The 22,380-nt window shown below is 61.8% G+C and carries 19 protein-coding genes; 18 read left to right on the top strand and 1 reads right to left on the bottom strand.

Annotated features, from left to right (window positions below):
- The first annotated feature begins 53 nt into the window (after nucleotides 1-53).
- The 17 genes from nuoG (at nucleotide 54) to menE (ending at nucleotide 19,977) form a co-directional block, all read left to right on the top strand.
- On the top strand, nucleotides 54-2,780 hold the full coding sequence (gene nuoG, locus CYR52_RS09225; protein WP_072930533.1) for an NADH-quinone oxidoreductase subunit NuoG: 2,727 nt from the start codon (nucleotides 54-56) through the stop codon (nucleotides 2,778-2,780).
- Nucleotides 2,777-3,754, top strand: a complete 978-nt coding sequence (gene nuoH / locus CYR52_RS09220) for an NADH-quinone oxidoreductase subunit NuoH (RefSeq protein WP_072930531.1) — start codon at nucleotides 2,777-2,779, stop codon at nucleotides 3,752-3,754. The genes nuoG and nuoH overlap by 4 nt, the downstream gene beginning before the upstream one ends.
- A 14-nt stretch (nucleotides 3,755-3,768) precedes the next feature.
- Nucleotides 3,769-4,311: an NADH-quinone oxidoreductase subunit NuoI gene (nuoI, locus tag CYR52_RS09215; protein ID WP_072930529.1), complete on the top strand. Its 543-nt coding sequence runs from the start codon at nucleotides 3,769-3,771 to the stop codon at nucleotides 4,309-4,311.
- Between the two features lie 13 nt (nucleotides 4,312-4,324).
- Nucleotides 4,325-4,870, top strand: coding sequence for an NADH-quinone oxidoreductase subunit J (gene nuoJ, locus CYR52_RS09210; protein ID WP_072930527.1), 546 nt, complete (start codon nucleotides 4,325-4,327; stop codon nucleotides 4,868-4,870).
- The gene (nuoK, locus tag CYR52_RS09205) at nucleotides 4,867-5,169 is read left to right on the top strand and encodes an NADH-quinone oxidoreductase subunit NuoK (RefSeq protein ID WP_072930525.1); all 303 of its coding nucleotides are present in this window, start codon (nucleotides 4,867-4,869) and stop codon (nucleotides 5,167-5,169) included. The genes nuoJ and nuoK overlap by 4 nt, the downstream gene beginning before the upstream one ends.
- Nucleotides 5,166-7,010 (top strand): NADH-quinone oxidoreductase subunit L, encoded by a 1,845-nt coding sequence (gene nuoL, locus CYR52_RS09200; RefSeq protein WP_072930522.1) that lies wholly within the window; start codon nucleotides 5,166-5,168, stop codon nucleotides 7,008-7,010. Before nuoK ends, nuoL begins: the two co-directional genes overlap by 4 nt.
- A gap of 106 nt (nucleotides 7,011-7,116) precedes the next feature.
- Entirely contained in the window at nucleotides 7,117-8,646 is a 1,530-nt protein-coding gene (nuoM, locus tag CYR52_RS09195) for an NADH-quinone oxidoreductase subunit M (protein WP_072930521.1), read from the top strand.
- Nucleotides 8,647-8,652: 6 nt separating this feature from the next.
- Nucleotides 8,653-10,110, top strand: coding sequence for an NADH-quinone oxidoreductase subunit NuoN (gene nuoN, locus CYR52_RS09190; protein ID WP_072930519.1), 1,458 nt, complete (start codon nucleotides 8,653-8,655; stop codon nucleotides 10,108-10,110).
- Nucleotides 10,111-10,292: 182 nt separating this feature from the next.
- Nucleotides 10,293-11,540: a VWA domain-containing protein gene (locus CYR52_RS09185; protein ID WP_101828477.1), complete on the top strand. Its 1,248-nt coding sequence runs from the start codon at nucleotides 10,293-10,295 to the stop codon at nucleotides 11,538-11,540.
- Between the two features lie 138 nt (nucleotides 11,541-11,678).
- A complete protein-coding gene (locus CYR52_RS09180) occupies nucleotides 11,679-12,170 on the top strand; it encodes a DUF1097 domain-containing protein (RefSeq protein ID WP_101828476.1) in 492 nt (163 codons plus the stop codon).
- A gap of 155 nt (nucleotides 12,171-12,325) precedes the next feature.
- Complete coding sequence (gene elaB / locus CYR52_RS09175) at nucleotides 12,326-12,694, top strand: stress response protein ElaB (protein WP_072930512.1); 369 nt, start codon at nucleotides 12,326-12,328, stop codon at nucleotides 12,692-12,694.
- Nucleotides 12,695-12,923: 229 nt separating this feature from the next.
- Nucleotides 12,924-14,234 carry an isochorismate synthase MenF gene (gene menF / locus CYR52_RS09170; protein WP_072930510.1) on the top strand — a complete coding sequence of 437 codons (1,311 nt, stop codon included), beginning with the start codon at nucleotides 12,924-12,926 and terminating at the stop codon, nucleotides 14,232-14,234.
- Between the two features lie 117 nt (nucleotides 14,235-14,351).
- The gene (gene menD, locus CYR52_RS09165; protein ID WP_072930508.1) at nucleotides 14,352-16,019 is read left to right on the top strand and encodes a 2-succinyl-5-enolpyruvyl-6-hydroxy-3-cyclohexene-1-carboxylic-acid synthase; all 1,668 of its coding nucleotides are present in this window, start codon (nucleotides 14,352-14,354) and stop codon (nucleotides 16,017-16,019) included.
- Nucleotides 16,016-16,780 (top strand): 2-succinyl-6-hydroxy-2,4-cyclohexadiene-1-carboxylate synthase, encoded by a 765-nt coding sequence (menH, locus tag CYR52_RS09160; RefSeq protein ID WP_101828474.1) that lies wholly within the window; start codon nucleotides 16,016-16,018, stop codon nucleotides 16,778-16,780. The genes menD and menH overlap by 4 nt, the downstream gene beginning before the upstream one ends.
- A gap of 13 nt (nucleotides 16,781-16,793) precedes the next feature.
- Nucleotides 16,794-17,651, top strand: coding sequence for a 1,4-dihydroxy-2-naphthoyl-CoA synthase (menB, locus tag CYR52_RS09155; RefSeq protein ID WP_072930504.1), 858 nt, complete (start codon nucleotides 16,794-16,796; stop codon nucleotides 17,649-17,651).
- Nucleotides 17,651-18,613, top strand: coding sequence for an o-succinylbenzoate synthase (menC, locus tag CYR52_RS09150; protein WP_101828473.1), 963 nt, complete (start codon nucleotides 17,651-17,653; stop codon nucleotides 18,611-18,613). The genes menB and menC overlap by 1 nt, the downstream gene beginning before the upstream one ends.
- Nucleotides 18,601-19,977: an o-succinylbenzoate--CoA ligase gene (gene menE, locus CYR52_RS09145; RefSeq protein WP_420912793.1), complete on the top strand. Its 1,377-nt coding sequence runs from the start codon at nucleotides 18,601-18,603 to the stop codon at nucleotides 19,975-19,977. Before menC ends, menE begins: the two co-directional genes overlap by 13 nt.
- A 39-nt stretch (nucleotides 19,978-20,016) precedes the next feature.
- Here menE and katA read toward each other — a convergent pair whose 3' ends face one another.
- Nucleotides 20,017-21,459 (bottom strand): catalase KatA, encoded by a 1,443-nt coding sequence (katA, locus tag CYR52_RS09140; RefSeq protein ID WP_072930498.1) that lies wholly within the window; start codon nucleotides 21,457-21,459, stop codon nucleotides 20,017-20,019.
- Between the two features lie 317 nt (nucleotides 21,460-21,776).
- Here katA and CYR52_RS09135 point away from each other — a divergent pair, with 317 nt between their 5' ends.
- Nucleotides 21,777-22,322 carry a YfaZ family outer membrane protein gene (locus CYR52_RS09135; RefSeq protein ID WP_241506080.1) on the top strand — a complete coding sequence of 182 codons (546 nt, stop codon included), beginning with the start codon at nucleotides 21,777-21,779 and terminating at the stop codon, nucleotides 22,320-22,322.
- Nucleotides 22,323-22,380 lie beyond the last annotated feature (58 nt).

The raw sequence follows: 22,380 nt of genomic DNA, 5'->3' as shown, positions 1-22,380 counted from the left end.
GAATTTTTGATTAACGCCCGTGCCTGCACGGGCCTCGTGGAAGCATGCTGACTATGGCTACGATTCATGTAGACGGCAAAGAATACGAAGTAGACGGAGCGGACAACCTGTTGCAGGCTTGCCTCTCCCTTGGCCTCGATATTCCTTATTTTTGCTGGCATCCGGCGCTGGGAAGCGTCGGCGCTTGCCGCCAATGTGCGGTCAAGCAGTACCAAAATGCGGAAGATACCCGTGGCCGCCTGGTGATGTCCTGTATGACACCCGCATCGGACGGCACCTTTATCTCCATTGATGATAAAGAAGCGAAGGATTTCCGTGAGAGCGTCGTTGAATGGCTGATGACCAACCACCCGCATGACTGCCCGGTCTGCGAGGAGGGCGGCAACTGCCATCTGCAGGATATGACGGTAATGACCGGCCACAGTTTCCGCCGTTACCGTTTCACCAAACGCACCCACCAGAACCAGGATCTCGGGCCGTTTATCTCACACGAGATGAACCGCTGCATCGCCTGTTACCGCTGCGTACGCTACTACAAAGATTATGCGGACGGCACCGACCTTGGGGTGTACGGCGCGCATGACAACGTCTATTTCGGCCGCCCGGAAGATGGGGTTCTGGAGAGCGAATTCTCCGGCAACCTGGTGGAAGTCTGCCCGACCGGCGTATTCACCGACAAGACGCACTCCGAGCGCTATAACCGTAAGTGGGACATGCAGTTTGCCCCGAGCATCTGCCAGCAGTGCAGCGTCGGCTGCAACACCAGCCCCGGTGAGCGTTACGGCGAACTGCGCCGTATCGAAAACCGCTATAACGGCACGGTTAACCAGTACTTCCTGTGTGACCGCGGCCGCTTTGGCTACGGGTACGTGAACCTGAAAGATCGCCCCAAACATCCCCGCCAGCGGCGCGGCAATGACTGGATCGAACTCAACGCCGAACAGGCGATGCAGGGCGCGGCGGATATCCTGCGCCAGGCGAAAAAAACCATCGGTATCGGGTCACCGCGCGCCAGCCTGGAGAGCAACTTTGCCCTGCGTGAGCTGGTCGGCGCTGAAAACTTCTATACCGGCATTGCGGCGCAGGAACAGGCGCGGCTGAAAATGATGCTGAACATCCTGCAAAACAGCGGCGTACATACGCCGTCGTTGCGCGAGATTGAGAGCTATGACGCCGTGCTGATTCTGGGTGAGGATCTGACCCAGACCGGCGCGCGTATTGCGCTTTCCGTCCGTCAGGCCGTGAAAGGCAAAGCGCGCCAGATGGCCGCCGCCCAGCGCGTGGCTGACTGGCAGATTGCTGCTGTGCTTAACATCGGCCAGCACGCCAAACACCCGCTGTTTATGACCAGCGTCGACAGCACCAAAATGGATGATATCGCTGCCTGGAGCTACCGTGCCCCGGTGGAAGAGCAGGCGCGCCTCGGTTTTGCCATCGCCCATGCACTGGACGACAGCGCCCCGGCGGTCACCGATCTCGCTGACGGCCTGAAAGGCAAACTGGACGTGATCGTGCAGGCCCTGGCCGGTGCGCAGAAACCGCTGATCATCACCGGCAGCAATGCAGGCAGTGATGCGGTGATTGCCGCTGCGGCGAACGTGGCCCGTGCACTGAAAACCCGCGGCAGCAATGTCGGCATCACCTTCGTGGCCTCGGCCGCCAACAGCATGGGCCTGGCCCTGATGGGCGGCGGGTCGCTTGACGACGCGCTGGCGCTGCTGGCGAACGGCCATGCAGACAGCGCCATCGTGATGGAGAACGATCTCTACCGCCATGCCGCCGCTGACCGTGTGGATGCCGCATTGGCAAACGTCAGCAACCTGATTGTGGCCGATCACCAGCATACGGCGCTGATGGATAAAGCGACGCTGATTCTCCCGGCCGCCAGTTTTGCCGAGAGTGACGGCACGCTGGTGAACCAGGAAGGCCGCGCCCAGCGCTTCTTCCAGGTTTATGATCCGGCGTATTACGATCACAGCGTGGCGATGCTGGAGAGCTGGCGCTGGATGCACTCGCTGCATTCAGTCTATACCAGCCGCCAGGTGGACTGGACGCAGCTCGATGATGTGATTGCCGCCTGCGTCACCGCGCTGCCGCAACTCAGCGCCATCCGTGATGCCGCGCCGGATGCCTCTTTCCGCATCCGCGGGCAGAAGCTTTCCCGTTCCCCGCACCGTTACAGCGGCCGTACGGCGATGCGCGCCAATATCAACGTGCATGAGCCGCGTCAGCCGGTTGACCGTGACACCATGTTTGCCTTCTCAATGGAAGGGAACAACAACCCGCTGGCCGACCGTAACCAGGTGCCGTTTGCCTGGGCACCGGGCTGGAACTCCCCGCAGGCCTGGAACAAGTTCCAGGACGAAGTGGGCGGCCACCTGCGCCACGGCGATCCGGGTGTGCGCCTGATCGAAGCAGGGGAGGGCAGCCTCGACTGGTTCCGCGATGTCCCGGCCGCCGTTCCGGCGGTTGCCGGTCAGTGGCGCGTGGCCCCTTACTATCATCTGTTCGGCAGTGAAGAGCTGTCACAGCGCGCGCCGGTTATCCAGCAACGGATGCCGCAACCGTATGTGATGGTCAGCCGCGACGACGTGGCCCGTCTGGGCGTCAACCCCGGTGCGCTGGTGGAATTCACCTGCGCCGGCCAGCGCCTGCGCCTGCCGGTACGCCTGAGTGAGACACTCAGCCAGGGGCAGCTTGGCCTGCCGCTGGGGTTGCCGGGTATCCCGCCTATCCTGGCCGGGGCAACGGTTGAAAATCTGCGGGAGGCGGCATTATGAGTTGGTTTACCTCTGAGGTGATCGATGTCCTGATCGCCATCCTGAAGGCGGTGGTGATTCTGCTGGTGGTGGTCTCCTGCGGTGCCTTTATGAGCTTCGGTGAACGCCGCCTGCTCGGCCTGTTCCAGAACCGTTACGGGCCAAACCGTGTCGGCTGGGGCGGGTCGCTCCAGCTGGTGGCCGACATGATCAAGATGTTCTTCAAAGAGGACTGGGTACCGCCGTTCACCGACCGGGTGATCTTCACCCTGGCCCCGATGATCGCGTTTACCTCGTTGCTGCTGGCCTTCGCCATTGTGCCGGTCAGCCCGACCTGGGCGGTCTCCAACCTGAATATCGGGATCCTGTTCTTCCTGATGATGGCCGGCCTGACGGTGTACGCCGTGCTGTTCGCCGGCTGGTCGAGTAACAACAAATACTCGCTGCTGGGGGCGATGCGTGCCTCTGCCCAGACCCTGAGCTACGAAGTGTTCCTCGGGCTGTCGCTGATGGGCGTGGTGGCACAGGCGGGGTCATTCAATATGGCCGACATCGTTAATGACCAGGCACACGTGTGGAACATCATTCCGCAGTTCTTCGGCTTCGTGACCTTTGCGATAGCCGGGGTAGCCGTGTGTCACCGTCACCCGTTTGACCAGCCGGAAGCCGAGCAGGAACTGGCGGACGGTTACCACATTGAATATTCCGGCATGAAGTTCGGGCTGTTCTTTGTCGGGGAATATATTGGGATCGTGACGGTTTCTGCCCTGATTGTGACGTTGTTCTTCGGCGGCTGGCAAGGCCCGTTCTTGCCGCCGTTTATCTGGTTCGCGCTGAAAACGGCCTTCTTCATGATGATGTTTATCCTGATCCGTGCGGCCCTGCCGCGTCCGCGTTATGACCAGGTGATGTCATTCGGCTGGAAAGTCTGTCTGCCGCTGACCTTGCTGAACCTGCTGGCGACGGCCGCGGTTATTTTGTACAACGCTCAATAAGGGGTGAATGAACCATGACATTGAAAGAGTTAGTGGTTGGTTTCGGCACCCAGCTACGCAGTATCTGGATGATCGGGCTGCACGCGTTCAGTAAGCGTGAAACCCAGATGTATCCGGAAGAGCCGGTTTACCTGCCGCCGCGCTACCGTGGCCGCATCGTGCTGACGCGCGATCCGGACGGCGAGGAGCGTTGCGTAGCCTGTAACCTGTGTGCGGTCGCCTGCCCGGTCAGCTGTATTTCCCTGCAAAAAGCAGAGACCAAAGACGGACGCTGGTACCCGGAATTTTTCCGCATCAACTTCTCCCGCTGCATCTTTTGCGGCATGTGTGAAGAGGCGTGCCCGACCACTGCCATCCAGCTGACGCCGGATTTCGAGCTGGGCGAGTTCAAGCGCCAGGATCTGGTGTATGAGAAAGAGGATCTGCTGATCTCCGGGCCGGGTAAATATCCGGAATATAACTTCTACCGGATGGCCGGTATGGCAATTGACGGCAAAGCGAAAGGCGATGCGGAAAATGAAGCCAAGCCGATCGACGTCAAAGGCCTGATGCCTTAAGGAGCCCGCAAGCATGGAATACGCCTTTTATATCGCCGCATTGGTGGCCGTGGTCGCGACCATCCGCGTCATCTCGCACACCAACCCCGTGCATGCCCTGCTGTACCTGATTATCTCCCTGCTGGCGATTGCCGCGGTGTTCTTCTCACTGGGCGCGTACTTTGCGGGCGCACTGGAGATCATCGTGTATGCCGGGGCCATTATGGTGCTGTTCGTATTCGTGGTGATGATGCTTAACCTCGGCAACTCGGTACAGGAGCAGGAGCGTACCTGGCTGAAACCCTCAGCCTGGGTCGGGCCCGGTATTCTGTCACTGCTGCTGCTGGCGGTGCTGATTTACGCCATCCGCACCATCAACGACCAGGGCATTGACGGCCAGGTCATTGATGCGAAAGCGGTAGGCATCAGCCTGTTCGGCCCTTACGTGCTGGCGGTGGAGCTGGCCTCAATGCTGCTGCTGGCCGGCCTGGTGGTGGCTTACCACGTAGGCCGTGAGCAGAAGCCCGGCGACGTGCTGAGCAATGACGCGGTGAAAAGAAAAACGGAGGAAAAAGCATGATCCCTCTACAACATGGCCTGATTCTGGCGGCCATCCTGTTTGTGCTGGGGCTGACCGGGTTGCTGATTCGCCGCAACCTGCTGTTTATGCTGATAAGCCTTGAGGTGATGATCAACGCGGCCGCACTGGCCTTCGTGGTGGCAGGAAGCTATTGGGGACAGGCCGACGGCCAGGTGATGTATATCCTGGCGATAAGCCTGGCGGCGGCAGAGGCCAGCGTGGGCCTGGCGCTGCTGCTCCAGCTCTATCGCCGTCGCCATACCCTGAATATTGATACTGTCAGTGAGATGCGCGGATGAACTTACTCTACTTAACTGTTCTGCTACCGCTGATCGGCTTTTTGCTGTTGGCATTTTCCCGCGGCCGCTGGTCGGAAAACCTGTCGGCGACTGTCGGCGTCGGGTCGATTGGCCTGGCGGCGCTGGTCACCGTCTATGTGGGTATGGATTTCTTAAGCCAGCGCGCGGCCGGGGTGCAGGTCTTTAACCAGAACCTGTGGAACTGGATGCAGGTCGGCGATTTCAACATCGCTGCCACCCTGACGCTGGACGGCCTTTCGCTGACCATGCTGTCGGTGGTGACGGGTGTCGGCTTCTTCATCCACATGTTTGCCTCCTGGTACATGCGGGGAGAGGAGGGCTACTCGCGCTTCTTCGCCTACACCAACCTGTTTATCGCCAGCATGGTGGTTCTGGTGCTGGCCGATAACCTGCTGCTGCTCTACCTCGGCTGGGAAGGGGTGGGCCTCTGCTCCTACCTGCTGATTGGGTTCTACTACACCAACCCGGAAAACGGCAAAGCGGCGATGAAGGCGTTTATCGTGACCCGCGTGGGTGACGTGTTCCTGGCCTTTGCGCTGTTTATCCTCTACCACGAGCTGGGCACGCTGAACATCCGTGAACTGATGGTGCTGGCCCCGCAGAAACTGGCGGTGGGCGACACGGCCATTACCTGGGCGACGCTGATGCTGTTGGGCGGTGCAGTGGGTAAATCTGCGCAATTGCCGTTGCAAACCTGGCTGGCTGACGCGATGGCCGGCCCGACGCCGGTCTCCGCGCTGATCCACGCCGCGACCATGGTGACGGCGGGCGTCTACCTGATTGCCCGTACGCATGGCCTGTTCCTGATGGCGCCGGAAGTGTTGCATCTGGTCGGGATTATTGGTGCCGTTACGCTGCTGCTGGCCGGGTTTGCCGCGCTGGTGCAGACCGACATCAAACGTGTGCTGGCCTACTCCACCATGAGCCAGATCGGCTACATGTTCCTGGCGCTGGGTGTGCAGGCCTGGGACGCGGCGATCTTCCACCTGATGACCCACGCGTTCTTCAAGGCATTGCTGTTCCTCTCCTCCGGTTCGGTGATCCTGGCCTGCCACCACGAGCAGAACATCTTCAAGATGGGCGGCCTGCGTAAAACCATTCCGCTGGTGTATGTCTGCTTCCTGGTGGGTGGTGCGGCCCTGGCAGCCCTGCCGCTGGTGACCGCGGGCTTCTACAGTAAAGATGAGATCCTGTTTGGTGCCTTTGCCAATGGCCACATCAACCTGATGCTTGCCGGGCTGGTGGGTGCATTCCTGACCTCGCTCTATACCTTCCGCATGATCTTTATCGTGTTCCACGGTGAGCCGAAAACCAAGGCGCACGCCGGTAAAGGCATCACCCATCATCTGCCGCTGCTGGTGCTGCTGGTGCTCTCGACCTTTGTCGGCGCATTGATTACGCCGCCGCTGGCGGGCGTGCTGCCGGAGAATCACTTCGGGGAAGAGGGCAAGATGATGCTGGAAATCACCTCCGGGATCGTGGCGATTGTCGGCATCCTGCTGGCGGCTGCCCTCTACCTGGGCAAGCGTTCGCTGGTGAACAGTGTGGCGAAGAGTGCCCCAGGCCGCTTCTTTACGGTCTGGTGGTTCCATGCATGGGGCTTTGACTGGCTCTACGACATGATCTTCGTCAAACCTTACCTGTTCATTGCGAAATTGCTGCACCGCGATCCGCTGAATTCAGTGATGAACCTGCCGGCGCTGGTAACCCGTGTCGGTAACCGCGGGCTGGTTCTCACGGAAAATGGCCAGGTGCGCTGGTATGTGGCGTCAATGGGTCTGGGTGCAGTGGTCGTACTGGCGCTGTTGTTAGTGGTTTAACGAATAAGAGTTTGTCGAACATTGCAATGCGGGCAGGTGCGCCAGGTATTGGCCGCCTGCCGGACAGCACGTTTCACGTTTATTCAAATAAGGGACACCAAACGCCATGCTACTACCTTGGCTAATTCTTATCCCCTTTATCGGCGGTCTGCTGTGTTGGCAGTGTGAGCGCTTCGGTAGCAAGGTACCGCGCTGGATCGCTCTGATCACCATGGGGCTGACGCTGGCGCTGTCGCTGCAACTCTGGTTGCAGGGGGGTTATTCTTTACTGGTGCCGCAGGGCATTCCGCAATGGCAATCTGAATTCCGCCTGCCGTGGATCCCACGTTTCGGCATTGAATTCCATCTGGCGCTGGATGGCCTGTCGCTGCTGATGGTGGTGCTCACCGGCCTGCTCGGCGTGCTGGCAGTGCTCTGCTCATGGCGTGAGATTGAACGCTATCAGGGTTTCTTCCACCTGAACCTGCTGTTCATCCTGGGCGGCGTGATCGGCGTGTTCCTCGCCATCGACATGTTCCTGTTCTTCTTCTTCTGGGAAATGATGTTGGTGCCGATGTACTTCCTGATTGCGCTGTGGGGACACAAAGCGTCAGACGGGAAAACGCGCATCACGGCGGCGACCAAGTTCTTCATCTACACCCAGGCAAGCGGGCTGGTGATGCTTATCGCCATCCTCGGGCTGGTGTTTGTGCATTACAACGCTACCGGTGTCTGGACGTTCAGCTACGAAGCACTGCTGAGCACGCCGATGTCGCGCAACGTTGAATACCTGCTGATGCTGGGCTTCTTCATTGCCTTCGCGGTAAAAATGCCGGTGGTGCCGCTGCACGGCTGGCTGCCGGACGCCCACAGCCAGGCCCCGACTGCCGGTTCCGTTGACCTGGCGGGGATTTTGCTGAAAACCGCGGCCTACGGCCTGCTGCGCTTCAGCCTGCCGTTGTTCCCGCACGCGTCGGCCGAGTTTGCGCCGATTGCCATGTGGCTTGGTGTCATCGGCATTTTCTACGGTGCCTGGATGGCCTTTGCCCAGACGGACATCAAACGCCTGATCGCTTACACCAGCGTGTCACACATGGGCTTCGTGCTGATTGCCATCTTCACCGGCAGCCAGCTCGCCTATCAGGGTGCGGTAATTCAGATGATCGCCCACGGCCTTTCTGCCGCCGGTCTGTTCATCATCTGCGGCCAGCTCTATGAGCGCCTGCACACCCGTGATATGCGCCTGATGGGCGGCCTCTGGGGGCGCATCAAGTTCATCCCGGCGTTGTCGATGTTCTTTGCGGTTGCCACCCTCGGGATGCCGGGGACCGGTAACTTCGTCGGCGAATTCATGATCCTGTTCGGCAGTTTCAGTGTGGTGCCGGTAATTACCGTGATCTCAACCTTTGGTCTGGTGTTTGCCTCGGTCTACTCGTTGATTATGTTGCAGCGTGCCTATTTCGGTACGCCGAAATCCGATCAGCCGCTGCCAGGGATGTCGTTGCGTGAGCTGTTCATCATTCTGTTGCTGGTGGTACTGCTGGTGCTGCTGGGGGTTTACCCGCAGCCTATCCTGGACACCTCCCATGCGGCGATGAGCAACGTGCAGCACTGGTTCGGGTCTGTGATTCCATCCATTTCAACAACAAGGCCGTAATTCGCCATGACATTTACTCCTCAACACCTGATCGCACTATTGCCACTATTGATCGTCGGATTGACGGTAGTGGTTGTGATGCTGTGCATTGCGTGGCGACGCGACCACTTTTTCAACGCGACTCTCTCGGTTATCGGGCTGAACCTGGCGTTGCTGTCGCTTTACTTTGTCTGGCAAAACGGCGCGATGGATGTCACGCCGCTGCTGCGCGTGGATGGCTACGCAATGCTCTACACCGGGCTGGTGCTGTTGGCCAGCCTGGCGACCTGCACCTTTGCCTATCCGTGGCTGGCGGGTTACCCGGACAACAAGGAAGAGTTCTACCTGCTGGTGCTGATTGCGGCGATGGGCGGCATTTTGTTGGCCAGCGCCAACCATCTGGCATCGCTGTTCCTGGGGATTGAGCTGGTTTCGCTGCCGCTGTTTGGCCTGATTGGCTATGCCTACCGGCAGAAACGCTCGCTGGAGGCCAGCATCAAGTACATGCTGCTGTCAGCGGCGGCCTCCTCTTTCCTGCTGTTTGGGATGGCGCTGCTCTATGCCGATTCCGGCGATCTGTCGTTCGTCGGCCTCGGCAAGAGCATCAGTGACAGTATGCTGCACCAGCCGCTGCTGCTGGCAGGCCTGGGCATGATGATTGTCGGCCTCGGCTTCAAACTCTCGCTGGTGCCGTTCCAGCTCTGGACGCCGGATGTCTACCAGGGCGCGCCGGCCCCGGTCTCGACCTTCCTGGCCACCGCCAGCAAGATCGCGATCTTCGCGGTGGTGATGCGCCTGTTCCTGTATGCGCCGGTCACTGACAGCGAAGCCGTGCGTACTGTGCTGGCGATTATCGCCGTCTGCTCGATCCTGTTCGGTAACATCATGGCGGTCAGCCAGAGCAACATCAAACGTCTGCTCGGCTACTCCTCCATCGCCCATCTGGGCTATCTGCTGGTGGCGTTGATTGCCGTGCAGACGCACCAACTGGCGATGGAAACTGTCGGTGTCTATCTGGCGGGTTACCTGTTCAGCAGCCTGGGTGCCTTTGGGGTGGTCAGCCTGATGTCCAGCCCGTACACCGGGCCGGATGCGGAATCCCTGTTCTCTTACCGCGGGCTGTTCTGGCATAAGCCGATCCTTTCTGCGGTGATGACGGTGATGATGCTGTCGCTGGCAGGTATTCCGGTCACGCTGGGCTTCATCGGGAAATTCTTCGTGATTGCGATGGGTGTCAGCGCGCACCTGTGGTGGCTGACCGGCGCAGTGGTGGTGGGCAGTGCGATCGGCCTCTACTACTACCTGCGCGTGACGGTGAGCCTCTACCTCAACGCCCCGGCAGAATTGCAGCGCGACACGCCAACCAACTGGGCGTTTACCGCCGGTGGGGTGGTGGTGCTGATCTCCGCCATTCTGGTGCTGCTGCTCGGGATCTTCCCGCAACCGCTGATTTCGCTGGTGCAGGCCGCGCAGCCGTTGCTGTAAATAACGCGAGAAAACAGAGCCGCCTCCGGGCGGCTTTTTTTATGGCGCAGGGCAGGGGCCGGCGGCGTTTTAACTCATGATTTATGAGTGATTAAACGTTAATGCCTGATCACTGCTTTACAGTAGTACCGGTGTTATTTCCCGGTGCATTGACCGGACATTTTTCTTTAAAGGAGGCAGTTATGCATCTTCAGGCCGGCCAGAATATCGTTTTACCCCACACATCACTCCAGTTAACCCTTGCTTACCCCACGACTGCGGCGTTCACCAGTGAAGTGGATACCTCGGCGTTTTTGCTTACCGCAGACGGCCGCGTCAGGGGCGACGATGACTTCTACTTCTTTAACCACCCAGCCGCAGCGGACGGCAGTTTGCGGCTGGACACGGCGCCCCGGAACAGCCGCATCACGCTGGATCTGGCAAAGGTGCCGGCTGACATCAGCAAAATAGCCATCACGCTGGTGATCGACGGGCCGGACACCCTTGCGCAACTCCAGCAGGTGACCCTGATGGCGGAGCATATTGCGCAGTTCGGGGTGGCGACCGCCGGGCGCACTGAAAAGGCGCTGATTATGGCGGAAATTTACCGCCATGCAGGAAACTGGAAACTCCGGGCGTTGGGGCAGGGCTTTAATGGCGGGCTGGAGCCACTGGCGGTGCATTATGGCGTTGAGGTTGAACCCGCGGCACCCGTGGTTCAGCCCCCGGCCAGGACGGTCAGCCTGGAGAAAAAGCTACAGGCGCAGGCACCCCGGCTGGTCAGCCTGGCAAAAGAGGCTACGATCAGCCTGAAGAAATATCAGTTACATGACATCCGGGCCAAAGTGGCGTTTGTGCTGGATGCCTCAGGATCGATGAAAGGGCAGTTCAGCAAAGGGAATGTACAGGCAGTGCTTGACCGCATTGCCGTGCTGGCGGTGCAATTTGATGACGATGGCGCAATGGACCTCTGGGGCTTTGCCGAGCGGCACCGGAAATACCCGGATGTGACACTGGCTAATCTTGATGAGTATATTCTGGAGATTCAGGGCACGGCGAAGCGCGCGGCCTGGGAAAACCTGCCCGGCCTGGGCGGCACCAATAACGAGCCGCCGGTGATGGAAGAGATTACCGACACGTTTAAACGCAGCGAATTACCGGTGTTTGTAGTGTTTATTACTGATGGCGGCATCAGCAAGACCCGGGAAATCAAGCAGGCGATCCAGCGGTCAGCCAATTACCCGATATTCTGGAAATTCGTCGGGCTGGGCGGAACGAATTACGGCGTGCTGGAAAAGCTGGATACCTTTACCGATCGGCGGCTGGATAATACCCACTTTTTCGCCATCGACGATTTTGCTGCGATGAAAGACGATCGTTTATATGACCTGTTGCTGACCGAATTTAAACAATGGCACGATGCCGCACAGAATGAACGGATCATCGGCTGAACGCGGCACTGGGTAGAGTGATGTAGATCACATTTTTTCATGCAAGCTACATTTTTTTTAGTATAAAAAGTGATGGAGATCGCGTTTATTTTTTAGCACTCGCGTACACTGCGCGCTTTTCTCTGCGGCAGGTCACTGATGAACGTACTTCTCTCTCTTGCACTGACCACCGGCCTGCTTTCCGGCCTGTGGGCCTGGGTGGCAGTCAGCCTCGGGTTATTGGGCTGGGCCGGGTTTCTCGGCTGTACCGCCTATTTTGCCTGCCCGCAGGGCGGCCTGCGCGGGCTGGCGATTGCCGGGCTGACCACCCTCAGCGGCGTATTCTGGGCACAGGTCATTATGGACGGCACGGCACTGCAACCGGAATGGACGATGCTCGGCTACCTGATGACCGGCGTGGTGTCGTTTCTCATGTGTGTGCAGGCGGCGAACCGCTGGCTTGCCTTTGTGCCGGGCACCTTTATCGGTGCCTGCGCCATGTTTGCCGCCCAGGGCAACTGGCGGCTGGTGCTGCCTTCACTGCTGGTCGGGCTGGTGTTTGGCTACGCGATGAAAAACAGCGGGCTGTGGCTGGCCGCCCGGTCGAAGACAGGTAAAGCCGGCCGACAACCGGTCACCAAATCCCGCTAAGGTTGTCGCGGGCGGGCTTTCGTCAGGCCACGCCGCGGTGTAAGAAGGTTCTTAAACTGCTGACTCCTCACAAAAACAGACGGCCGCGTTCTGCAAAATGGTGAAAAAGTGACTATGTTTAATAGACCAGTCCTACAAAAACCAAGGAGACACGCATGGTAGATACTACGGAACCACAACAGCCAAAACAGCCGAAACAAAATCCGCAGCCAAAAAAGGCTGAGTTCCAGGAAGACTCCAAAAGCTCCCTGGATGATGATCTGAAAATGCTGTCAGAAACCCTGGAAGAGGTACTGGCCTCCTCCGGCGATAAGTCTGATCAGAAATACATTGAGATCAAACATCGCGCGGAAGAAGCGCTGCATCAGGTGAAAAAGCGCCTGAGCGAAAAGTCAGATGCCTACTACTACAAAGCCAAGCAGGCTGCCTGTACTGCCGACAGCTACGTGCATGACAAACCGTGGCATGCAGTCGGGATGGGCGCAGCGGCCGGGATGATCCTGGGCCTGCTGATGCGTCGTTAACAGGCCAGGCCTTGTTATTGACAGGTATCACGTTAATAACAGGTGCAGCAGGGCCGCCAGCGACAGGCAGTCCGGTGACTGACAGGGTGCACTCAGGTGCACCCTTTTTTGTTGCGCCGCCGCCGGTGACAGACAGTTTTTTTCTCCCGCAGGCCACGTATAATCCCCTACTTTCTCTTTGGTTATTGAGGTTGCGGTGACGATACTTCCCGGATGTCTCCAACAGATCATGGCGGCGCTTGAACAGGCTTTACAGGATGAGGCGCTGTGCCGCGCAACCGGCGTCAGGCAATTGGTGCTGACCTTTTACAGCCCGCAGGATCTGCCGTTGCTGGGCTGGCTGGCGGCCCAGCCGCACTTCCCGAAATTCTACTGGCAACCGCGTGACGGCACCGAAACGGTGGCGGTGTGTGGTCAGGTCGCGCAGTTTGACGACCCGGCACAGGCGGGGCAGTTCTTACAACATCATGTGGAAGGGGCAGAGCGGCTGCGCGTCTGGGGCCTGAATGCTTTTGAGGCGGTGCCCCAACCGGGCGGGGCGCAACAGGCCTGCTTGTTTGTTCCGCGCCTGACCTTGCATCAGCAGGCCAACACCCTGACGCTGACCCTCAACCTGGCCGATCCGCACGCCTTACAGGGCGATCTGACACGCGCCGCGGCGTTCCTGCAACAACTCCAACCGGTAGCCATGCTGTCACCGCTGAATCTGACGCTTACCCATGCCTGCCACCAACCGGACGAAGCGGGGTGGGAAGCGATGCTGCGGCGCGCCCTGGCAGAGATCGCCGACGGTGTGATGGAAAAAGTGGTGCTGGCGCGCAAAACCGTGCTGACTTTCAGCCAGCCGGTGGATGCCTGGCGGATGCTGGCGGCCAGCCGGCAGGTTAATCATCACTGTTACCATTTTCTGATGGCGTTCTCGCCCACGATGGCGTTTCTCAGCGCCAGCCCGGAACGGCTGTTCCTGCGGCAGGGGGATCAGCTCACCACCGAGGCGCTGGCCGGGACGGTGGCAGGCAGTGACGACGACAGCCAGGCCGCGGCACTGGCCGCCTGGTTGATGAAGAGTGAGAAAAACCAGCGTGAAAACTGGCTGGTAGTGGATGACATCTGCCGCCAGTTGCAGGATGAAGCGCACGGGCTGGATGTGATGCCGCCGGAGATTGTCCGCCTGCGCAACGTGCAGCATCTGCGGCGCAGCATCCACGGCCAGTTGCGTGCCGCCAATGACGCCCTCTGCCTGGCGCGGCTGCAACCCACGGCGGCGGTGGCCGGGTTGCCGCGCCGGCCTGCAAGGCGGTTTATCCTCAGCCATGAGCCGTTTGCCCGCCACTGGTATGCCGGGTCGGCAGGTTACCTCTCCCGCGGCCAGTCAGAATTTGCGGTGTCACTGCGTTCAGCGTTGCTGGAGGGAAACCAGGTGCACCTCTATGCCGGGGCGGGCATCGTGGCCGGGTCTGACCCGGCGCAGGAGTGGCAGGAGATTGAGAACAAGGCCGCCGGGCTGCGCACCTTGTTACATACGCCCGCCGTCCAATAGCTGCTTTACCCGGTTCAAATCAATAATCGATCCATTGAAAAAAAATATACTCCCCCCGCACGGCCCCGGTTGCCGTGCATAACTGCCCCTCTTCTCCGCACGTTGCATAGGCTTCAGATGTTAACCAGTGAATTTAATCGCCGCTGGGCGACGTTAATCCTTGAGGCGCTGAGCCGCCATCATATCCAGCATGTCTGTATTGCGCCCGGATCGCGTTCTACCCCATTAACCCTGGCGGCAGCGGCCCACCCCCGGTTGCAGTGCCACACCCATTTTGATGAGCGCGGGCTGGGGCATCTGGCCCTGGGGCTGGCGAAAGGCAGCGGGCAGCCGGTGGCTGTGATCGTCACGTCCGGCACCGCGGCCGCCAACCTCTACCCGGCGTTGATTGAGGCCGGGCTGAGCGGCGAGCGGCTGGTGATGCTGACGGCGGATCGCCCGCCGGAGCTGTGGGCGTGCGGCGCAAACCAGGCGATCCGGCAGGAGGGCATGTTCGGCGCGCACCCGGCGGCCGTGCTTAACCTGCCGCGCCCCACACCGGCTATCCCGGCCGCCTGGCTGGTGTCGGCGCTGGATAATGCGATCTCCTCGCTTTCAGGCGGCGCGCTGCACCTGAATTGCCCGTTTGCTGAGCCGCTGTATGGCGAAGACGACGGCGCGCATCAGGCGTGGTCCGCGGCGCTGGGCGACTGGTGGCACGGGCATGAGCCCTGGCTGAACCAGCCGGCGCAGAGCCGGGTAACGCCTGAGCCTGACTGGCCACACTGGCGGCAGACGCGCGGCGTGGTGCTGGCGGGGCGGCTGAGCGCGCCGGAAGGTGAGGCCGTGGCGCGCTGGGCGGCGGCGCTGGGCTGGCCGCTGCTGGCGGATGTGCAGTCGCAAACCGGCCAGCCGTTGCCCTGCGCGGAACTGTGGCTCGCGACGCCGGAAGCCCAGGCCACGCTGGCCGAAGCGGAGCTGGTGGTGCAGTTCGGCAGCAGCCTGACCGGCAAACGGCTGCTGCAATGGCAGGCCACCGCCCGGCCGCCGCACTGGTGGCTGATTGAGGCGCAGCCGGGGCGGCGTGACCCGGCGCACCACCGGGGCCGCCGTATGGTGGCCCCGGTCATGGCGTGGCTGGCGCAGCATCCGCCGCTGGCGCGCCAACCCTGGGCACCGGCGCTGGCCGCCTGCGCCGCGCAGGCACAACAACGGGTGGCGCGTGAGGTCACGTCCTTCGGCGAGGCGATGCTGGCGCACCGGCTGCCGGCACTGCTGCCGGCGAACGGGCAACTTTTTATCGGCAACAGCCTGATCGTGCGGCTGGTGGATGCGCTGGCGCAACTGCCCGCCGGGTATCCGGTGTCCGGCAACCGGGGGGCGAGCGGCATTGACGGCCTGATCTCCACCGCGGCCGGGGTGCAGCGGGCCACCGGTAAACCGACGCTGCTGTTGCTGGGCGACCTCTCCGCCCTGTATGACCTGAACGCGCTGGCGCTGCTGCGCTATACGCCCGCCCCGCTGGTGATCCTGCTGGTCAACAATAATGGCGGGCGCATCTTCTCCTTGCTGCCGACGCCGGAAGCGGTGCGCGAGCAGTTCTACTGTATGCCGCAGCAGGTTTCGTTTAAACCGGCGGCCGCGATGTTTGGCCTGCGTTATGCCTGCCCGGCAGAGTGGCATGAACTGGAGGCGGCGGTGCAGGAGGCGTGGTGCTGGCAGGGCACCACCCTGATTGAAGTCTGTACCGCGCCGGATGCCGGGGCAGAGATGTTGCAGCGCCTGCAACAGGCAGGTGCGACATGAGCCTGGCCTGTCGCGCGTATCCCGCGCATTCCGGCGTTCAACGCCGTCCGTGGCTGGTGTTCCTGCACGGGTTGCTGGGTCGCGGCAGCGAATGGCAGCCGGTGCTGGCCCGGTGCGGTGACTGGCCCTGCCTGACGGTGGATTTGCCGGGGCACGGGGCGTCCGCCGCCGTCAGCCCCTCCGGCTTTGCCGCGCTGGACAACCAGTTAACCGCGGTGTTGCGTCAGCAGAACATTGAGCGCTATTGGCTGGTTGGCTACTCGCTGGGCGGCCGCGTGGCGATGTACCACGCCGCCCGGCAGCCTGTCGGGCTGTGTGGGCTGGTGGTGGAGGGCAGCCACCCCGGCTTGCTGCATCCGGCAGAGCGGCTGGCGCGGCTGGAGAGCGATCGCCGCTGGGCGCAGCGTTTCCTGCAGCAGCCGCTGCCGCAGGTGCTGGATGCCTGGTATCGCCAGCCGCTGTTTGCGGAATTGACCGACCCCCAGCGGCAGGGGTTGATTGGCCTGCGCAGCCACAATCAACCGGCCGGGATCGCCCAGATGCTGCTGGCCACCTCGCTTGGCCACCAGCCGCCATTCGATGCCGCATTGCGGCGGTTGCGCCACCCCTTTTATTGCCTGTGCGGTGAGCAGGATGCCCGCTTCCGTGCGCTGGCTGAGGCGCGCGGGCTGCCGCTGTCGCTGCTGCCGGGCGGGCACAATGTGCATCATGCGCACCCCGATGACTTCGCCCACCGTCTGTTGTCCCTTATCCGCTGTTAACCAAGGAATAAATATGATCCCTGTAGATGAACATGCCCTGTATGCCCCGGTTGACTGGCGGGATTGCAGCGCCGGTTTTGACGATATCCGTTACCACAAAACCGCTGACGGCATCGCGAAAATCACCATTAACCGCCCGCAGGTGCGCAACGCGTTCCGCCCGCAAACGGTAAAAGAGATGATGCGGGCGCTGGATGATGCGCGCCATGATGAGGGCATCGGCGCGATCATTCTGACCGGTGAAGGCGAAAAAGCGTTCTGCGCCGGGGGCGACCAGAAAGTGCGCGGCGACTACGGCGGTTACCGCGATGAAGCCGGTACGCATCACCTGAATGTGCTCGATTTCCAGCGCCAGATCCGCACCTGCCCGAAACCGGTGGTGGCGATGGTGGCGGGCTACGCGATTGGCGGCGGCCATGTGCTGCACATGATGTGTGACCTGACGCTGGCGGCGGAGAATGCCGTATTCGGCCAGACCGGGCCGAAGGTTGGCTCGTTTGACGGCGGCTGGGGGGCTTCCTATATGGCGCGCATCGTCGGGCAGAAAAAGGCGCGTGAAATCTGGTTCCTCTGCCGCCAGTATGGCGCAGCTGAGGCGCTGGAGATGGGGCTGGTGAACCATGTGGTGCCGCTGGCGAGGCTGGAGCGCGAAACCGTGCGCTGGTGCCGGGAGATGCTGCAAAACAGCCCGATGGCGTTGCGCTGCCTGAAGGCGGCGCTGAATGCCGACTGTGACGGGCAGGCCGGGTTGCAGGAGCTGGCGGGCAACGCCACCATGCTGTTCTACATGACGGAAGAGGGGCAGGAGGGGCGCAACGCCTTCAACCAGAAACGCGCGCCGGATTTCAGCAAATTTACCCGGAATCCCTGATGCGCCGCGCGACCCTTTACCGTTACCGGCTGCCGCTGGTGCCGGGCACCGTGCTGCGTGACCGGCGCGTCACTGAACGCGAGGGGCTGCTGGTGCAGCTGTGCCACGGCACGGCCGTGGGCTGGGGCGAAGTGGCCCCGCTGCCGGGCTTCAGCCAGGAAACCCTGGCAGAGGCGCAGGCCGCCGCGCAAACCGGGCTGGCGGCCTGGCGGGCGGGCGGGGCACCCGCACAGAGCGGGCTGCCGTCCGTGGACTGGGGGCTGAGCATCGCGCTGGCTGAACTCACCGGCGCATTGCCGGATGCCGCGGAGTTCACCACGGTGCCGTTATGCCACGGCGACCCGGATGCGCTCTTTACCCGGCTGGCGGGACAGCGGCTGGCGAAGATGAAAGTCGGGCTGTATGAGGCCGTGCGTGACGGCATGTTAGTGACGCTGCTGCTGGAAGCCCTGCCGGATCTGCGCCTGCGGCTGGATGCCAACCGGAGCTGGACGCCGGAAAAAGCGCGCCAGTTCGCCCGCTATGTCGCCCCGGCGCTGCGTGCGCGTATCGCGTTTCTGGAAGAACCGTGCCGCACGCCGCAGGCATCGCGCGCGTTTGCCCAGGAGAGCGGCATCCCGCTCGCCTGGGATGAAACCGTGCGTGACAGCGGGTTTCAGGTGCAGGCCGAACCCGGCCTGGCAGCGCTGGTGATAAAACCCATGCTGATGGGCAGCCTGGCGCAGGTGCAGGCGCGCATCACAGAGGCACAGGCGGCCGGGCTGGCGGTGGTGATCAGCTCATCGGTGGAGAGCAGCCTGGGGCTGACGCAACTGGCGCGGCTGGCCGCCTGGCTGACGCCCGGCAGCACGCCGGGGCTGGATACGCTCTCCCTGATGGCGGCGCAACTGGTGCGCCCGTGGCCGGGCAGTACGCTGCCGCTGCGGCCTGCTGCCGATCTTCAGGAGGTCTGGTCATGCTGACGACGTGGCCGTGGCAGCACTGGGCGCGGCTGCGGCCCGAACAGCCGGCGTTGCACGGGGAAAGCGAACCCTATAACTGGCGGCAACTCGCCGCCGAACTGGACCGGCGTGCGGCGGGCTATCAGGCGCAGGGGGTGCTGGAGGGGAGCGGCGTGGCGCTGCGCGGCAAAAACAGCCTTGCGCTGCTGCTCGATTATCTGGCGCTGATCCAGTGCGGCGCGCGGGTGCTGGTACTGAACCCACAACTCCCGGCGGCGCTGCTGGCGCAGTTACTGCCCGGCCTGACGCTGGCGTTTCTGCGCGAGCACGCCGCGCCGGTCACCACCCCGGTGCCGCCGCTCTATCCGCCGCGTCACGCGCCGGCCCCGTGCCATGTTGCGCCGGTGGCGTTTTCGCCGTCCCGGCTCGCGACGCTGACCCTGACCTCCGGCTCCAGCGGGCTGCCGAAAGCGGCGGCGCACAGCCTCGCCGCGCACCTTGCCAGCGCAGCGGGCGTGCTGGCGCGGATCCCTTTCCCGGCTGACGCCTGCTGGCTGCTCTCGCTGCCGCTGTTCCACGTCTCCGGCCAGGGCATTGTCTGGCGCTGGCTGCGCGCCGGGGCGGCGCTGGCGGTCAGGCCGCAGTGGCCGCTGGCCGACGCGCTGGCGGGGTGTACCCACGCCTCGCTGGTGCCGACCCAGCTCTGGCGGCTGCTGGAGCAGGGCCGTGTGCCGGAAACGTTGCGGGCAGTGCTGTTGGGCGGTGCGGCGATTCCGACATCACTGACAGACCGGGCGGAGCAGGCGGGCATCCGCTGCTGGTGCGGCTACGGCATGACGGAGATGGCCTCGACGGTGTGCGCCAAACGTGCCGATGCGCGGCCCGGTGTCGGGCTGCCGCTGGCCGGGTGTGAGATCTCGCTGGTGGATGAGGAAGTGCTGATCCGTGCGCCGGGGCAGGCGGCGGGCTACTGGCGTGACGGCGTGCTGCACCCGCTGGCAGACAGTGAGGGCTGGTACCACAGCCGCGATCGCGGGGTGATGGAGGCGGGCGAGCTGCGCATCCTCGGCCGGCTCGATAATCTGTTTTTCAGCGGGGGCGAAGGCATTCAGCCGGAGGAGATTGAGCGGGTACTGGCGCGCCATCCGCAGGTGACGCAGGCGTTTGTGGTACCGGTAAACGATGTGCAGTTTGGCCAGCGGCCGGTCGCGGTGCTGGAAACGGCCGCCGCGCTGCACCCGGAACAGCTGGCACACTGGCTGGCCCCCCAGGTGCCGCGCTTCCAGTTGCCGGTAGCCTATTACCCGCTGCCGGCGAGCCTGAAGCAGGGCGGGATTAAAATCCCGCGTCATCAGGTGCAACAATGGGTGGCCGCGCAGCCATAAAAAAGGGCCGCATTAGCGGCCCTGTTCACGTCAGCAGGCTTATCTCACCAGATTCAGCGCATCCACGATGCCCTGGCCATACTCCGGGTGCACCTTGAAGAACAGCTCGATCTGGCGCTGGCGGATGTTCTCCGGCACCTGCGCCAGTTCACCGGCGATGCGGGTAAACATCCGCTGGTGCTCCTCGTCGCTCAGCAGGTTATAGAGCGCGCGCGGCTGGCTGTAGTAGTCGTCATCTTCGCGGTGGTTCCAGTGGTCAGCCGCGCCCTCCAGGGAGAGCGGTGGCTCGCTGTAGTCCGGTTGCTCCTGGAACAGGCCGAAGCTGTTCGGCTCATAGGTCGGGCCGTTGTTGCCGCCGTTGCCGTCCACGCGCATTGCGCCGTCACGGTGGGTGTTATGGAACGGGCAGCGCGGCTGGTTCACCGGGATCTGGTGGTGGTTTACCCCCAGGCGGTAGCGGTGCGCATCACCGTAGGAGAACAACCGCCCCTGCAACATGCGGTCCGGCGAGAAGCCGATGCCCGGCACCACGTTGGCTGGGGTCATCGCCACCTGTTCCACTTCGGCAAAGTAGTTGTCCGGGTTGCGGTTCAGTTCGAACTCCCCGACCTCGATCAGCGGGTAGTCGGCGTGCGGCCACACCTTGGTCAGGTCAAACGGGTTATACGGCACCGCAGAGGCCTCTTTCTCCGGCATAATCTGCACAAACATTGTCCAGCGCGGGAAGTTGCCGCTTTCCACCGCCTCGAACAGGTCACGCTGCGAGCTTTCGCGGTCACGGCCGATCAGTTCAGCGGCTTCGTCATCCATCAGGTTCTCAATCCCCTGTTGGGTGCGGAAGTGGAATTTCACCCAGAACCGTTCGTTGTCATGGTTGATAAAGCTGAAGGTGTGGCTGCCGAAACCGTGCATATGGCGGTAGGAGCGCGGCAGGCCGCGGTCGCTGAAGTCGATGGTCAGCTGGTGCAGCGCTTCCGGCAGGTGCGAGAAGAAATCCCATTTGTAGACCGGGTTGCGCAGGTTGGTGCGCGGGTCACGTTTCACCACGTGGTTCAGGTCAGGGAATTTCAGCGGGTCGCGCAGGTAGAACACCGGTGTGTCGTTGCCGACCAGATCCCAGTTGCCCTCTTCAGTGTAGAAACGCATCGAGAAGCCGCGGATGTCGCGTTCGGCATCGGCACCGCCGCGCTCCCCGGCCACGGTAGAGAAGCGCACAAACATCTCGGTCTGCTTGCCAATCTCCGCAAACAGTTTGGCACGGGTGTAGCGGGTGATGTCATGGGTCACGGTGAAACGGCCATAGGCGGCGGAGCCTTTGGCGTGCATCCGGCGCTCAGGGATGACCTCACGGTCAAAATGCGCCAGCTTCTCCAGGAACCAGACATCCTGGAGCAGCATCGGCCCGCGGCGGCCGGCAGTCATCACATTGTTATTGCTGACAACCGGTGCACCTGCTGCTGTAGTCATAAATTTTTTTGTCATGTTCTCTACCTGCTTTTTTTATGCCGGCAACACGCTGCCGGAAAGGGGAAGATCAGAGGCGGTGTGAAAAATGTGCCATGCGCCGTGATCGCCTGGTCACTTTGCGCGCCTATCTTCCCGCGGGTGTTGATCTGCGGCAAATCGGCCTCGGTTATCGTTACTATTGGTTATTTATTCAGTGGTTTACGGCCACATACTCTGTGGGGAATAAGGGAGGGTTACCTGCCGCTTTTATGCGTTAGAACACGGGATTGAGGGGAGAGCGGGTTTACACTCTGCGCCGGGAATGCGCTTTGTTTTACTACTCACAGGAATGAATGATGAAAAAAATGAAAAGTGCCCTGGCCGCCGCGCTGTTACTCAGTGCCGGCGCGGCCCAGGCAGTCAGCGTCAGCGGCCAGGCGGGCCAGCATTACACCAACCTCGGCGTGGGTTTCGGCACGTCGTCACCGGGGCTGGTCACCACCCTGAACTGGGCACACAGCGACAATGACGGCGACATCGCCGGGCTGGGGCTGGGCTTCAACCTGCCGCTGGGGCCGTTTATGGGCACGCTGGGCGGCAAGGCGCTCTACATGGGGCCGAAAGATGGCGAGGAAGGCTATGCACTGGCGGTGGGCGGCGGGCTGGAACTGCCGCTGGGGCGCTACTTTGCGCTGTATGGCGACGGCTACTTCTCGCCGGATTCCCTCTCCAGCGGCATCAATGATTACACCGAGGCCAACGCCGGGCTGCGGCTGAACGTCATCCCGCTGCTTTCGGTGGATCTCGGCTACCGTTACATGGCGATGTCCGGCAAGGATGATCACCGCGACAACGTGGTGGCAGACGGCCCCTACATCGGTGCCAGCCTGAACTTCTGATCCATGCCGTGAAAAACAGGCCGGGCATGTCCCGGCCTGTTCTGTTTCTGTGCCTATT

It is taken from the genome of Chimaeribacter arupi (assembly GCF_002858805.1).
GTDB classification, from domain to species: domain Bacteria; phylum Pseudomonadota; class Gammaproteobacteria; order Enterobacterales; family Enterobacteriaceae; genus Chimaeribacter; species Chimaeribacter arupi.
This window is presented reverse-complemented; position numbering and strand designations above follow the sequence as displayed.